The following is a 14158-nucleotide window of genomic DNA, read 5'->3' as shown; positions in this document are numbered from 1 at the left end:
CTAGGCCGCTTCTTGTGGGTCGTTGATCAGGATCTGATGTCGAGCACGCGGTTTTTATGGGCCGGGTGCGTGCTGTAGACGAAGATCTTGTTCATTTCCTTCTCCGTGAGAAGCCGCAGGAAACGAACTTCCACCGTGTTGTTGGAGAAGACCTTCATTAGCACACAGCCGACCTTGGTGATGCGGGCGTCAGGAATATCCAGATAGAACTGCTTCGGCAGATTATACTGGGTGAGGATCGCAAGAACCGCGCTGCTCTGCGAGATACGGATAATATCGCAGCGGCGGGACGCAAGATTCATCACGCCCTTTTCAGTGTATTCGAGGCGTGCGGCATTCATGGTGTCTTCCATGCGAAACCGCACTTCGCGGTCATACATGAAGGATTCTTCCTTGTTAAGGAAATGCTGACCTGAATTAGCTCTGCCGAACGCGGCCATCTTGGTAGACCCCTGAAGTATATTATGAAGAGAAGACTATCAGCCGGTCTTTAACAGAAGGTTTGAGTGCGCCGGCCCAAGATGAATTTTGTTGTTCATTTTTACTTGGGCCGGGGCATCCGGTAAGCGCCTACTTGCGATAGGAGTGGCCGCTGGCGTCGAAAAGATGCAGCTTCTGACGGTCGGCGGCAAAACGCATCTTTTGGCCGCGATGAATATCGGCAATGCCGGGGATCTTGACGATGATCGGCTCGCCATCAACGAGGCCTTCGATATAGAGCTGCGTCACTTCGCCGAGCGCCTCGACGATGGAAACCTCGCCTTCGAAGAGATAGTCATCGCCCGTCGCGAGACGAAGATCTTCCGGACGTACGCCGAAGCTGGCGGCCTTGCCCTTTTCGGAGGCCTCCGTCGGCACGTCCAACGTTACCGATTTGCCGCCGGTCAGTGTTACCGTCGTCGCAGCGCCTGTTTCGGTTACCGTTGCCGGGATGATGTTCATGGCCGGCGAGCCGATGAATTTTGCAACGAACAGGTTGGCCGGGCGCTCGTAGAGTTCAAGGGGAGCGCCGACCTGTTCGACCCGGCCGGCCGACAGCACGACAATACGGTCGGCCAGCGTCATGGCTTCCACCTGGTCGTGGGTGACGTAGATCATCGTCGTCTCGGGCATGGAATCGCTGAGTTTGGCGATCTCGATGCGGGTCGCCACACGCAGGGCGGCATCGAGGTTGGACAGCGGCTCGTCGAACAGGAAGACCTTGGGGTTGCGGCAGATGGCGCGGCCGATGGCAACGCGCTGCCGCTGACCGCCCGAGAGTGCCTTCGGCAGACGTTCGAGATATTGGGTCAGCTGCAGGCTCGCCGCCGCCGCCCGCACACGACGGTCGATCTCCTGCTTGCTTTCGCCGGCAATCCGCATGCCGAAGGCCATATTGTCGTAGACGGTCATATGCGGATAGAGCGCATAGGACTGGAAGACCATGGCGATGCCGCGCCGTGACGGCGGCACTTCGTTCACCTTCTGCCCGGCGATCATCATATCCCCGGCGGTGATGCTCTCCAGCCCGGCGATCATCCTGAGCAAGGTGGACTTGCCGCAGCCGGAGGGGCCGACGAAGACGATGAATTCGCCTTCGTTGATCTCCAGATCGATCCCGTGCAGCACATGCACGCTGCCGTAGGATTTCTTGATATCCTTCAGAACAAGTCCAGTCATTATGCTTCCTCCTCCCAAAGGTCAGGCAAGACGCGCGAAATAGGCGCCCCAGGCCGGAATATCGATCTTGTTGCCGTAGTTGTTGCTGGTAAATCCATGTCCCGTCAACGCCTGCCAATTGCCATCAGGCAGGGTTGCCAGCGTTTCGACGGGGCTCATATTGAAGACGCAGAGAATGGTCTCTCCGGCATAAGTGCGGGTGTAGATCAGTACGTCGCCCTGCGGCTCCGAAAAGGCAATCTCGCCTTTGGCGAAGGCCGGATGCTGTTTGCGGAACGCGAGGAAGCGGCGGTACTGCTCCAGCACCGAATGCTCATCGCCCTGCTGGACGCTGACGGCGCGCAGGATATGTTCGACCGGCACCGGCAGCCAGGGCTTGACGGTGGAAAAGCCGCCCTGCGCCACCTGGCTGTCCCAGACCATGGGCGTGCGGCAGCCATCACGGCCCTTGAACTCGGGCCAGAACTGGATGCCGTAGGGATCCTGCAGATCCTGATAGGCGAGATCGGCTTCCGTCAGCGCCAGTTCCTCGCCTTGATAGATGCATACGGAGCCGCGCAGGGTCAGCAGCAGCGCCGCATAGAGCTTGGCGAAAGCATCGCGGTCGGCCACCAGATTGCCCCAGCGGCTAACATGGCGCACGACGTCGTGGTTGGAGAAGGCCCAGCAGGCCCAGCCTTGCGGAGCTGCCGTGTCGAAGTCGTTCATCACCTCTTCGACGCGATCCGGCGAAAGAGCGTCCGGCGCGAGGAATTCGAAGGCGTAGCACATGTGCATCTTGTCGCCGCCGGATGTGTATTCACCGACGATTTCGAGGCCGCGCTGGCTATCGCCGACTTCGCCGACGGCGGCAATCGCCGGATATTCGTCGAGCACGGCGCGGAAGCGCTTCAGGAATTCCAGGTTCTCGGGACGATTCTTGTCGTAGAGATGCTCCTGGAAGTTATAGGGATTGACGGCCGGTGCCGTAGAGGCATTGCGGCGCGAAGGTTCCAGCGCCGGGTTGTCGCGCAATTCCTTGTCGTGGAAGTAGAAGTTGATGGTGTCGAGACGGAAACCGTCGACGCCGCGGTCGAGCCAGAAACGCACGACGTCAAGCAAGCGGTCCTGCACTTCCGGATTGTGCAGGTTCATATCCGGCTGCGAGGTCAGGAAGTTGTGCATGTAGTACTGCATGCGGGTCGGATCCCACGCCCAGGCCGAGCCGCCGAAGATCGACAACCAGTTGTTGGGCGGTGTGCCATCCGGCTTGGCATCAGCCCAGACGTACCAATCTGCCTTGGAGTTATCCTTGCTCGAGCGGCTTTCGACGAACCAGGGATGGCGGTCCGAGCTATGCGACAGCACCAGATCGATCATTACCTTGATGCCGAGACGATGGGCTTCCGTCACCATCGCATCGAAATCGGCAAGCGTACCGAAGATCGGATCGACGTCCTCGTAATTGGAGACGTCATAGCCGAAATCGCGCATCGGCGAGGTGAAGAACGGCGAAATCCAGATCGCGTCGACGCCGAGCGACGCGACATGCGGCAGGCGGACGGCGATGCCCTTAAGATCGCCGATGCCGTCACCGTTGGAGTCCTGGTAGGAGCGCGGATAGATCTGATAGATCACCGCGCCGCGCCACCAGTCCTTGTCAACTTCCGAAGCCGATTGAAGAGCAATGCTCATGCTGAGTGAATCCTGTAGTAAGTGCGTGTTTTTGGATCAGCCCCCCTTCACCGACCCGGCGAGCAGACCGCGCACGAGATAGCGCTGCAGACCAAAGAAGACGAGGAGTGGGATAAGGATTGTGACGAAGGCCGATGCCGTCAGGATTTCCCAGTTGCCGCCGCGCGAGCCGAGCAGCGCGTTGAGGGCGGCCGTGAGCACGAGGTGATCCTTGTCGGTGCCGAGGAAGACCATCGCGATCAGAAGGTCGTTCCACACCCAGAGGAACTGGAAGATCGCGAAGGAGGCCAATGCCGGGAAAGACAGCGGCAGGATGATCTTGACGAAGATATCGAAATCGCTGGCGCCGTCGACGCGGGCGGATTCGATGATTTCCTTCGGCAGGCCGGCAATGTAGTTGCGCAGGAGATAGATGGCCAGCGGCAGGCCGAAAGCCGTGTGCGCCAGCCAGATGCCGGGATAGGTTTTCGACGGAACGCCGAATATCTGGCCGATTTCGTTATAGATGCGCAGAAGCGGGATCAGCGACATCTGCAACGGCACGACGATCAGGCCGACAACGAGCGCGATCAGGATCGCGCGGCCGGGAAACTCCATCCAGGCAAGCGCATAGGCCGCAAAGGCGGCGATCAGGATCGGGATGACGGTTGCGGGGATCGTTACCGTCAGCGAATTGATGAAGGACTGGCCGATCCCCTCGCCGCCGAGTACGTTGCGGTAGTTGTCGAAGGTGAATTGCGGCGGTGTGGCAATGGTCAGGTAGATGCGCTTGCTGCGGGCATCGGCCTCAAAGGGACCAGTTTTCTGGTAGCGATAGCTGCCGTCAGCATTCACTGTTAGGGTCTCGCCATTGCCGAGATCGGCTGGCGAGCCGATCTTATAGGCGGCCGGCTCCTGCACGCGCAGGCCGAAGGACTGGATCCTGCCGTTGCCGCTGTTGCCTTGACCGGCAACCGTACCGGCGATGACGTAATTGGCACCGTCCTGCTTTGCCTTGTCCGGGCCGTCGAGGCGGACGGCGGCCGTCTGCGACGAACCGGAGAAAGCCGTCCACCAACCGGAGGCGACGATCTGGTCCTTGTCGCGCAGCGCCGTGACGAAGATGCCGAGCGTCGGAAGCAGCCAGAGCAGGACGATGAGCAGCACCGCGGCATGAACGAAGATGCGTGCGGGACCGATACGGCCGAGATTCCCAATCATGTCAGCGCCCCTTCGTTTCTGCGTTTGCGCGGCGGATATTCCAGATCATGATCGGTGTGACGGCGACCATGATGACGAGCGCTATGACGGCGCTTCGGCCGCTGTCGCCGCCGCCACGGAACATCCAGTTGAACATCAGGTTGGCAAGCACCATCGTGTTCCATTGACCATTGGTCATGGTGAGAACGATATCGAAGACCTTGAGGACGAGGATAGTGATGGTGGTCCAGACTGTGGCGATCGTTCCCCAGACCTGGGGAACCATGATCTTCCAGAAGATCTGCCAGCCATTGGCGCCGTCGATGACAGCCGCTTCGATGGTTTCCTCCGGAATACCGCGCAGCGCCGCCGAGAGGATGACCATGGCAAAACCGGTCTGGATCCAGATCAGCATGACCATCAGGAAGAAATTGTTCCAGAACGGAATGGTGATCCAGACTTCCGGCGTGCCGCCGAACAGCTGGACGATCGCGTTCAGAAGGCCGATCTGCGCATCCGTGCCGCCGCGATATTCATAGATGAATTTCCAGATGACGGAAGCGCCGACAAAGGAGATTGCCATCGGCATGAAGATGACGGCCTTGGCGATATTGCCCCACCAGATGCGGTCGGTCATTACGGCGATAACGAGACCGAAGAAGGTGCAGGCCGCCGGCACAACGGCGAGCCAAAGGATGTTGTTGAAGATCGACTGGCGGAATTCGGTATCGTTGAGCGCCCAGAGATAATTGGCGCCGCCGACGAACTTGCTGCCATCAGGCCCGTAGAACGACAGGATGAAGGTCGCGACGACAGGATAGACGAGATAGACGACAAGCAGGAACAGCGCCGGCCCCAGGAACAGCCAGGGGCGGATAAGACCGCGGCGGCGAAGGTTGACAGCCGCCCGATGGACCTCATCGCCTTCCCTTGCCGGAAAGATCAAGTCCAAGAGCTTGTTGGAAAACCAGAAATAAGCGGCGCAAATGGCAACGCCGAATATCATGGCGGCAATCGCCGATACGATCTGCGAAAACATCCCTTCCCTCCCCGAATTATCTGCTTTTGTCCATCAGTCGGGCATCGGCCGCGCTGAAGGGCGCGTCGCCATATGCAGTATGGCGCCGCCGGCGAGTTGCCGGCGGCGATAGGGCTATGATGTCTTACTTGATGGCGTCCCAGGACTTCTGGATACCGTCGGCTACATCCTGAGCAGACTTGCCGCCGACGAAATCCACCATGCCGGTCCAGAACGAACCCGCACCAATCTTGCCCGGCATCAGGTCGGAGCCGTCGAAGCGGAACGTGGTGGCCGTGGTCAGGGTCTCGCCTTCCTTGCGCAGCGTGTCGTTGGCATAAGCCGCGGTATTGACGGCCTTGTACGGCGTCAGGAAGCCGGACTGGGCCATCCAGACTTCCTGAGCGATCGGCGTCTGCAGGAACTGGATGAAGGCGCGTGCAGCCTTCGAATCCTTGGTAATGGCAGCGAGCGTGCCGGCGCCGAGAACCGGCTTGCCGAGTTCAGGATGCGCGGCAGAGGGCGGGAAGTAGAAGAAGTCCGCATCTTGGCCGAGTTTGGTACCCTCCGGGAAGAAGGACGGGATGAAGGATGCCTGCTTGTGCAGGTAGCACTTCGGCGGAACGGTGAAGAGACCCTTCGGGCTGTCGCGGAAGTCGGTCGAGGCGACGGCCGCAACGCCGCCGGCAACATATTTCGGGTTCTTCGCGAACTTGCCGAACTCCTCAATCGCCGCAACGACCTTCGGATCGCTGAACTTCAGCGAGTTATCGACCCAGTGATCGTAATCCTGCGGCGTATTCAGGCGCAGCATCAGGTCTTCGACCCAGTCGGTTGCCGGCCAGCCGGTTGCGCCGCCGGAACCCAAACCGATGCACCAGGGCGTACCGCCGTCCTTGACGATCTGATCGGAGAGCTTGATCAGGTCCTCCATGGTCGTCGGGACCTTGTAGCCGGCTTCTTCGAAATTCTCCGGCACGTACCAGACCAGCGACTTCAGATCGGCCTTGTAGGGGAAGGCATAGAAGGCGTCCTTGCCGTCCTTGCCCTTATAAGTGCCGTAACCGACCCAGCTGTCGCCGGCACCGTAGTTCGTCTTGACCCAGCTCGCGAGATCATCGCCGAGCGGCGTCAGATAACCCTTGCTGGCAAGGTTTGCGAGCAGGCCCGGCTGCGGGAGGATGGCGACGTTCGGCGGCGAACCAGCCTGCGTGTCGATGACGATCTGCTGCTCGTAGTTTTCCGAGGACGAATATTTGGCGTTCACGCCAGTCGCTTCGGTGAAGTAGTTGAGGACGCTGGTGAAGAGAGCCTCGTCCTCGCCGCGCCAGGGGCCGAAGATGGTCAGCGTCTCGCCCTTCAGGTCGGCATGCGCCGACTTGAACTCGTCGTAGCTTTTCCAGTTGAACTTGGAGTCCTGGCCGGGCTGGAACTTCAGATCGGCCGCCATCGCCGTCCCGGCCACCAGAGCGGCGGCAGCGACGGTCATCAAGAACATCTTTTTCATGCGTTGTCCTCCCTAATAACGAAACCCATGAGCCCAAACACACTCTCGTGCTACGCGCCCCATTCCTCAAAGCGCTTTGGCTACCTCTCTCATCCATTGAGAGCGCGCCAAAGTCAAGCGGTTTTCAAATTCGGGCCGATATACACAGCAAATCTCGCATTGCAGCATAGAATGTGCGTCAATTTCTTGCTAATTGCCTTGTCTCGCACACTTCTCCTGCTACATAATTGAAAGCGCTTTGAATGCTCGCGGCTTTTCGGGAGGTTGGCTCGGCATCTTGGCTGGCTGTAGTGGGAGGAGCTGGAATACCGTGAATCTGAAACAGCTATCGCAGATGCTCGGGCTGTCGCAGACGACAGTCAGCCGGGCATTGAACGGATATCCGGAAGTCAATCACGAAACGCGCGAGCGCGTTCTCAAAGCGGTTCGGGAAACCGGCTATCGACCCAACAAGGCAGCTCAAAGACTTGCGACCGGTAAGGCCGGTTCGATCGGACTTGTGATGCCGACCTCGCCCGGCAACTCTTCGGACGTGCATTTCAGCGAGTTCCTGACGGGGCTGGGAGAAGAGGCCTTGCGGCACGATTTCCATTTCGTCCTGACGCCCGCGGATCCGAACGATGAAGTCGGCGCTCTCAGGCGATTGGCGGCCAGCGGCAATGTCGATGCCCTCTTCGTTAATTATATGCGTGGTCACGATCCGCGCCTGGAGATGCTGAAGTCTCTATCCATGCCCTTCCTCGTGCATGGACGATCGATCGGTTCCGAACCCGACTATCCATTTCTCGACATCGACAATGAAGCCGCCTTCTACGACGCCACGAAGCTGCTGCTGCAGCTCGGACACCGGCGCTTCGCCCTCTTGAACGGCCCGATCTATTTCGATTTCGCCATTCGCCGGAAGAACGGCATGGATGCGGCCCTTGCCGAGCGTGGCCTCGCGCTCGACGAAGCCTGCACCAGCCATACGCCGATGACGGATGAACAGGGCTTGCTCGCCATGGAACGCATCCTGCAAATGGAAAGGGACAAGCGTCCTACTGCAGTGCTCTGCTCCAGTACCGTGCTGGCGCTCGGTGCGGTTCGCGCCATCAACCAGGCTAAGCTCAGGCTTGGCGAGGATATATCGATGATCGCCCATGACGACGTGCTGACCTTGCTTAAGCCGGAAAATTTCACCGTGCCGCTGACGACCACCCGTTCATCGCTGCGTGCAGCCGGCGTGCGCATCGCCGAACGGCTGATCGGCGAAATCAAGCATACGGAAACATTTCCAGCGCAGGAATTGTGGAAGGCCGAATTGATCGTACGCGCATCGACCGGCGTTGCGCCGGCCGATTGACATATGCTTCAAAACTTCGGCGGCTTTTGACCAGCAGCGCGATGGGCTGCGATGACAGTATTGGCCATCAGCATGGCGATCGTCATCGGTCCGACACCGCCCGGAACCGGCGTGATCGCTGCGGCGACATCGGAGGCTTCACCATAAGCGACATCGCCCACCAGCCGGCTCTTGCCCTCGCCGCGCTCCGGTGCCGCGATCCGGTTGATGCCGACATCGATGACGGTCGCACCTGGCTTCACCCAATCCGCCTTCACCATCTCCGGACGGCCGACGGCCGCCACCAGAATATCGGCACCCCTTGCCACGGAGGCGAGGTCCTTCGTGCGCGAATGCGCCGTCGTTACCGTCGCATTGGCATTGAGCAGCAATTGCGCCATCGGCTTGCCGAACAGGTTGGAGCGGCCGATGACGACGGCATTCAGACCCGATAGGTCTTCGCCATGCACCTGGCGCACCAGCAGCATGGCGCCGGCCGGCGTGCAGGAGATCAGCCCGGTTTCGAGATCGCCGGTTGCAAGCTTGCCGGCATTGACGACATGCAGACCATCGACATCCTTCTCCGGCCGGATCGACTGGATGATCGCATCAGAATCAAGATGCTTCGGTAGCGGCAGCTGCACGAGAATGCCGTGGATGGACGGATCGTCGTTCAGCGACTGGACGAGCCTTGCCAGCTCACCTTGCGCCGTTTCCGCCGGCAGCGTGTGCTGGACCGACTTGAAGCCGCATTCCTTGGCCATCTTGCTCTTGGAGTTCACATAGGCGTGGCTGGCCGGATCATCACCGACGATGACGACCGCAAGTCCGGTCTTCACACCGGCCTCCTGCTCAAGCCCCGCTGCCGCAGCCTTCACGGCTTCGATCACCGAAGCGGCTGCCTTCTTCCCGTCGATCACTGTCGTCACGCTCGTCTCCCGATCATGAATTCGCTGGCAATCTACAAGCCATCCACTCCATGGAATGGCCTGCAAACGCCCTATGGTGTCTGAAAGCGGTAATTGCAAGGGAAAACGATGAGACGATCAGGCGCGGTCCGGATGTCTGCGTACAGCGTAGGTTTCGACCTTGGCACGCAGCGATGCAAGCTCTTGGCGGATGAGGCCCCACTCGTCCGCAATATCGAGCCGATCCGCATCATGGACGAGAGCAGCCGGTGGTTCAGGTGCGATCGCCGGCAGTAACTGAGGCTCCAGATCATCCTCATGGCGAAAAGCGTAGGCTTCCGGCATAGTGCCTTCATCAGCTGCCTGATCTTCTGTCGGCGCGGCACCAGCCAGCCATTTGCGCAGGAATACGGCGCAGAGTGCCAGACCAAAACCTATGAGGAAACCGACAGCCTGATTGCTCACGAGCCGGTTATCCAACGGGGCGGCGGCCGCGACGGCCTGGGACAATACCGTCAGCGGCGGCCTGACTTCGGAAATCGTCATGCCGGCATTCTGCTGATCGGCCTCGTAGCGGCTCTGCGCTGTCGTCACGGCATCCTGCAGCTGCCCGAGGCGAGCGAGGTCCACATCACTCCCCGTCTGACTGAAAGCCGTCATTTGCGCCGAGAGAGCGGTCTGCTTTTCCAGAGCCGCTTTCACGTCCGCCTCGCTGCTGACGGCGAGCCGCTGCAACTGACTGCGCATATTGGCCGCGAGATCATCGACCGTTGCCTGTTGCGCCAGCAGGCGGGGATGGCGCGGGCCGAGCTGCACAGAAAGCTGTGTCAATTGTGACTTTGCGGCGTTGTAGCGGCTGCGCAGGTCATCAAGACCTGGCGACGAAAGATCGCCCGACAATGCGCCACTCAGCACCGATGCCGGCGTCGCCGATTTGACAGCTGCGAGACGGGCCTTGGCGGTGCGTACCGCCAGATCGGCTGCCTTTATCTGCACATCCAGCTGCTGACGCTGCCGCCGGAGTGTCTCGGCCGCGGTAATCCTGTCTTCGCCATAGCGCGTCTTGAATTCGGCAAGGGCGGCAGAGGCGCGATCGAGTTCCTTGCGGCTGCGATCAACCGCCGTTTCAACCCCGAGTGACGTACCGGCCGCCTTCGCAACACCCGGATCATAGAGGGTTGCGATAACCAGCCGGTTGGCAATATCGGCCGATCTGGCGGGATCGCCCGAGGTAACGATCAGGCGCAGCAGACCCGTCTGACTATCGATCTCGACGGCAACGTCTTTGCGCAGCGTGGCCTGCGCGCGCGACGGCGCATCGGATGCGTTGCCGCTGCCGGAAAGCAACTCGACGGCAACGCCGAGGGCACCCGCCCGGCTGCCGGTAAATTCCGGATCGCGATCAAGCTTCATTCTGGCAACGACGTCGGACAATACGGACGGAGCGACGACCCGCTTTGCCGCAACATCCAACAGGGCCTGACGCGCGCGGCCATCGCCTTCCGCATGGAGCACTGCCTGCGAGACATAACGCGGCGGCGGCGCAAGCAGGATCGGAACGACCGCCCCCATCAGTGCGGTTGCGGCGACGAAACAGAGCGCACGGAGGCTGAGAGACCAGCGCCCAGTCCGCGACATGTGTTCAACGGCAACGGGAGCGGAGCCGATTTGCGGTGGAAGCTCCGGCATGCCCTCAAGCAGATCGGGCACGAATTCCAGCAAATCGGGCGCCGGTTCCGATACCCGTTCCGGCAACCGGCGGCGTTCCGCATAGTAGACGTCCGAGATATTTTCGGCCTGTGCGGCTGCTAGCGCGCGCTCCTGCGATCTTCTATGGCCGGACACCGGATAGGGGTCGCCATTCAAACGTCTGCGCAGGATGGCACGCAGTTCCGCATCACGCGGATCGTCGGTGTTGGCAGCGCGCAGATCGGCTCCACTGGTCAAATCATCGTCTTGACCATAGGGAGAGGCACGTGTTCCAGCGCGCCGCGAAACCTCAGGGGTTTGCGCATCGTGGGGGTAAAATCCGATCCTGGCTTTGCTTTCAAACATGGCGGGCTATCTCGCGCACACGGTCGGAGACCAATGCAAATGGTTAACCCACTCTAAACTTTCATACCAAAGAAAGAGTTAACGCCAAGCCCGCAATACCAAAGCATTTCCGCTTTTCTTCGAATCGCGAAAACGTTTTAAGCTCTTGTTTCTTTGCGCATTCCGGACGGAAAGCCGCTATGCACTTTTCCTGGAAATGCTCTAACTTGCCAATTTGTCCGGCGGAGCAATGCGCCGCTGCGGCAATGGATGCGGCTCTGCGCGAAGAACGCGTTCCTTGCGGCCGAACTGATGCCTGACAACCTGATAGAAGAACAGCGGTATGCCCAGCATATAGCGCCGCCAGAGCCTGCCCGGCTCCAACACGAGACGGAACAGCCACTCGCTGCGCATCGCACGCACGAGGCTTGGCGCCCGCGGCACAGTCTCCGAAATGAAATCGAACAGGGCGCCGACGGTCAGGACAAGACGGGCGTGCTGCGGGCCGACATGCTCGGCGACCCATTTTTCCTGCAAGGGCGTGCCCATGCCGACGATCAGGACATCGATCTTCTGGCGGCTGATTTCCGCCGTGACTGCGCTACTCCGGGCCGGATCGAAGAAGCCGTCCGATACGACGACGAACTGGTGCCAGGGAGCATGCCGGCGAAATCTCTCGGCTGCCTTCTCGACGACGGAGCGCTTGCCGCCCAAGAGGCCGATCCGTTTTGGCCGCTCCATGAATGTCAGCAGCGCGGGCACGAAATCCGTGCCGTTCAGATTGGCCGGGAAAGGCTCGCCATGAGCGACGCGTGAGGCGATGTCGAGGCCGACGCCGTCGGGAAGCACCAGATTGCGCTCGAGAACACTACGGTAGGTTTCATCGCGCAGCATGATAAGCATGTTATGCGCATTGACGAAGGAGATCGACGTCTGTCCGACCGGCAGGGAAGCGAGTTCGTTGACGAAGGTCAGCGCGTCATCCCAGTCGAGATCGCATACCGGCAGATCGAAGATCATGCGGCGTGACGCGGCGACGGCAAAATCGGCTACCTGGTTCAATCCAACACCCTCCTGCCCGGCATCGCTGACGCACATGATGCCAGTACGCATAAAGCGCATGCCCCTCACCGTTCATCGATGCGGCGACTGGGAGACATGGCTCGTAGGAGTTTATAGCAAGACAAATCCAACTTTCCGTTAGGAAGGAAGGTTGGATTTGCTGGAAGCTATCAGGAGTTTGTTAGGCATACCGACAAAATGTAAGAAATTGCTTACGTTTATCGCTTTGCAGCCCAGAGATCTCACTCGACCGGCACTTTGTCCTTTGCCGCATCCTGCACGATCTTGACAGGCTTGACCGTCCTCTTGCCCACGGTTTCGCCGCCGTGGGTTTCTTCTTTGGAAAGATAGTCGAGCTGCTCTATCAGCACATCGGCGACGTAGTCGCCACCAAGTCGCTCGTTCATCCGCTTTTTCAAATCAGCGCGAAAGGCGGCAATATCGAAATTCTGCGTATGAGCGATGTCGATCGTCTTGTTGCCGATCAACAGCGAAAAAAGTTCGTCCGTCGTCAGCTCCGGCAGGGGGATCTGCAGAGCATTCGCCTTGCCCTTCTCCATCATGAAGGAGATGCGCGTCAGGAAATAGCCGGTCACCTGGCCGTTGGCGATAACGGGAACGTTGATCGATTCGCCTTTGACGAGCTCCTGCTGCGCCTTCTTGGCATCCTCAGGGCTGATCGCGGGCGCCGTCGCCACCTGCACCGAAAAATAGACCGAGGCCAATGTTACGGCGCAGACCCACAGGCCGGTGATAACGAGCTTGATCATCCGGCCTCACGGACGCGGAACTGCTCCTGCGAATAGGTGCCATCCCCATCGGCATTCTGCACGGCATTCTTCAAGATGTCGGCGACAGCACGAACCGCCTCGAGATGCGCCTCGACCCGACGAGCGTTCAGAACCAGCTTCTTCTTTAGATCATGCAGCTGTTCGATGTGGGCGGCGGCGAGATCAGCCGGATCGGTATCGCGAAAGAGCATCGACAATTCGTAGAGGCAGCGGCTCTTGTGTGCGTTCGATACCTTGAGATCGAATTCCGGGTCGCTGCCGATCCGGTTGTTCTCATTGTCGATAATCATCTCCAGGCGACCAAGGACAGACTTGATCCGATAGTCCTGCGACATCATTTCCATGTTTGTTACCTCGCTCATGCTTTCTGGGACGTCAACGAATTCTGGTTGGTGATGCTGGTGTTGCCGTCGTTATCGGCATTGGCAGCGGCCAGCGTCTTGCGCTGAAAATCGGTAATCGCGCTGAGCGCCATTTTCTTGTCGTTCTCGTCGGTCGCCGCATGGATGGCGCCGGGATTGCGCATCTTGTCGACCTGTTCCTTGTACATTTTTTCGGCGATGCCCACGCCTCCATTCTTGGAGATCGTATCGCCCAGCTGCTCGGCCATCATACCCTTCCAGATCTCGCCGGCAGAACCTTTGCCGTAGAGCGTTTCGCTGCTCGGCAACATGTTCTTCACGAAGTTCTGCAGCACCATGGACTCGAACTTGCGATAGGCCTGCGGGACCTTGGTCCCGGCGACATGGGTATTGGCATTGGCAAGGCCCGCCTGGGTGGCGGCGCTGTTCATCGCATCCACCGTCGCGCCGAAGCCGTTGCCGTTTTCGGCAAGGCTGGTGGCAGCAAAAGCGGCCCGGTTGGCGGCAAGCTTGGCCTGCGCGGCCTCGACATCGGCGGGATTGGCGGCCTTGACGACATCAAGGACCAAATCACTCGGAGGCGAAATAGCCATGTCACGTCTCCTTCTGCTCTCGCATGCACTGAAAACGAGCGGCTCAGCGC

13 protein-coding genes are annotated in these 14158 nt (G+C 59.7%); 1 reads left to right on the top strand and 12 read right to left on the bottom strand.

The features are described 5' to 3' along the window. Nucleotides 1–26: 26 nt before the first annotated feature. The 6 genes from ACK83U_RS01620 to ACK83U_RS01595 form a co-directional block, all read right to left on the bottom strand. The gene (locus ACK83U_RS01620; protein ID WP_112335318.1) at nt 27–380 is read right to left on the bottom strand and encodes a hypothetical protein; all 354 of its coding nucleotides are present in this window, start codon (nt 378–380) and stop codon (nt 27–29) included. A gap of 190 nt (nt 381–570) precedes the next feature. Next, nucleotides 571–1659, bottom strand: coding sequence for an ABC transporter ATP-binding protein (locus ACK83U_RS01615; protein WP_112335317.1), 1089 nt, complete (start codon nt 1657–1659; stop codon nt 571–573). Nucleotides 1660–1680: 21 nt separating this feature from the next. Beyond that, nucleotides 1681–3333 carry an alpha-glucosidase family protein gene (locus tag ACK83U_RS01610; RefSeq protein ID WP_112608317.1) on the bottom strand — a complete coding sequence of 551 codons (1653 nt, stop codon included), beginning with the start codon at nt 3331–3333 and terminating at the stop codon, nt 1681–1683. A gap of 36 nt (nt 3334–3369) precedes the next feature. Next, nucleotides 3370–4533, bottom strand: coding sequence for a carbohydrate ABC transporter permease (locus ACK83U_RS01605; protein ID WP_112409906.1), 1164 nt, complete (start codon nt 4531–4533; stop codon nt 3370–3372). 1 nt (nt 4534) lies between these two features. Next, complete coding sequence (locus ACK83U_RS01600) at nt 4535–5551, bottom strand: carbohydrate ABC transporter permease (RefSeq protein ID WP_112335314.1); 1017 nt, start codon at nt 5549–5551, stop codon at nt 4535–4537. Nucleotides 5552–5675: 124 nt separating this feature from the next. Continuing rightward, entirely contained in the window at nt 5676–7037 is a 1362-nt protein-coding gene (locus ACK83U_RS01595) for an ABC transporter substrate-binding protein (RefSeq protein WP_112608319.1), read from the bottom strand. Between the two features lie 310 nt (nt 7038–7347). Between ACK83U_RS01595 and ACK83U_RS01590 the strand changes: the two genes are divergently transcribed. Further along, nucleotides 7348–8379, top strand: a complete 1032-nt coding sequence (locus ACK83U_RS01590) for a substrate-binding domain-containing protein (RefSeq protein ID WP_112409904.1) — start codon at nt 7348–7350, stop codon at nt 8377–8379. Nucleotides 8380–8387: 8 nt separating this feature from the next. Here ACK83U_RS01590 and folD read toward each other — a convergent pair whose 3' ends face one another. The 6 genes from folD to ACK83U_RS01560 all read right to left on the bottom strand — a co-directional run bounded on the left by folD (nt 8388) and on the right by ACK83U_RS01560 (nt 14108). Further along, nucleotides 8388–9287 (bottom strand): bifunctional methylenetetrahydrofolate dehydrogenase/methenyltetrahydrofolate cyclohydrolase FolD, encoded by a 900-nt coding sequence (gene folD / locus ACK83U_RS01585; RefSeq protein ID WP_412474765.1) that lies wholly within the window; start codon nt 9285–9287, stop codon nt 8388–8390. A 117-nt stretch (nt 9288–9404) separates the two neighbouring features. Further along, nucleotides 9405–11213, bottom strand: a complete 1809-nt coding sequence (locus tag ACK83U_RS01580; protein WP_412474764.1) for a GumC family protein — start codon at nt 11211–11213, stop codon at nt 9405–9407. Nucleotides 11214–11522: 309 nt separating this feature from the next. Then, nucleotides 11523–12362 (bottom strand): WecB/TagA/CpsF family glycosyltransferase, encoded by an 840-nt coding sequence (locus ACK83U_RS01575; protein WP_112610984.1) that lies wholly within the window; start codon nt 12360–12362, stop codon nt 11523–11525. A 242-nt stretch (nt 12363–12604) separates the two neighbouring features. Next, nucleotides 12605–13132: a hypothetical protein gene (locus ACK83U_RS01570; RefSeq protein ID WP_112610976.1), complete on the bottom strand. Its 528-nt coding sequence runs from the start codon at nt 13130–13132 to the stop codon at nt 12605–12607. Beyond that, nucleotides 13129–13497: a hypothetical protein gene (locus tag ACK83U_RS01565; RefSeq protein WP_015338831.1), complete on the bottom strand. Its 369-nt coding sequence runs from the start codon at nt 13495–13497 to the stop codon at nt 13129–13131. Before ACK83U_RS01565 ends, ACK83U_RS01570 begins: the two co-directional genes overlap by 4 nt. Nucleotides 13498–13511: 14 nt before the next feature. Then, nucleotides 13512–14108 carry a rod-binding protein gene (locus tag ACK83U_RS01560; protein ID WP_112610974.1) on the bottom strand — a complete coding sequence of 199 codons (597 nt, stop codon included), beginning with the start codon at nt 14106–14108 and terminating at the stop codon, nt 13512–13514. Nucleotides 14109–14158: the final 50 nt, after the last annotated feature.

The sequence above is a fragment of the Rhizobium sp. WW22 genome (assembly GCF_047041135.1).
In the GTDB taxonomy this organism is placed as follows: Bacteria; Pseudomonadota; Alphaproteobacteria; order Rhizobiales; family Rhizobiaceae; genus Rhizobium.
Note: the sequence above shows the minus strand (reverse complement) of the source record. Positions and strands in the feature narration are given on the sequence as shown.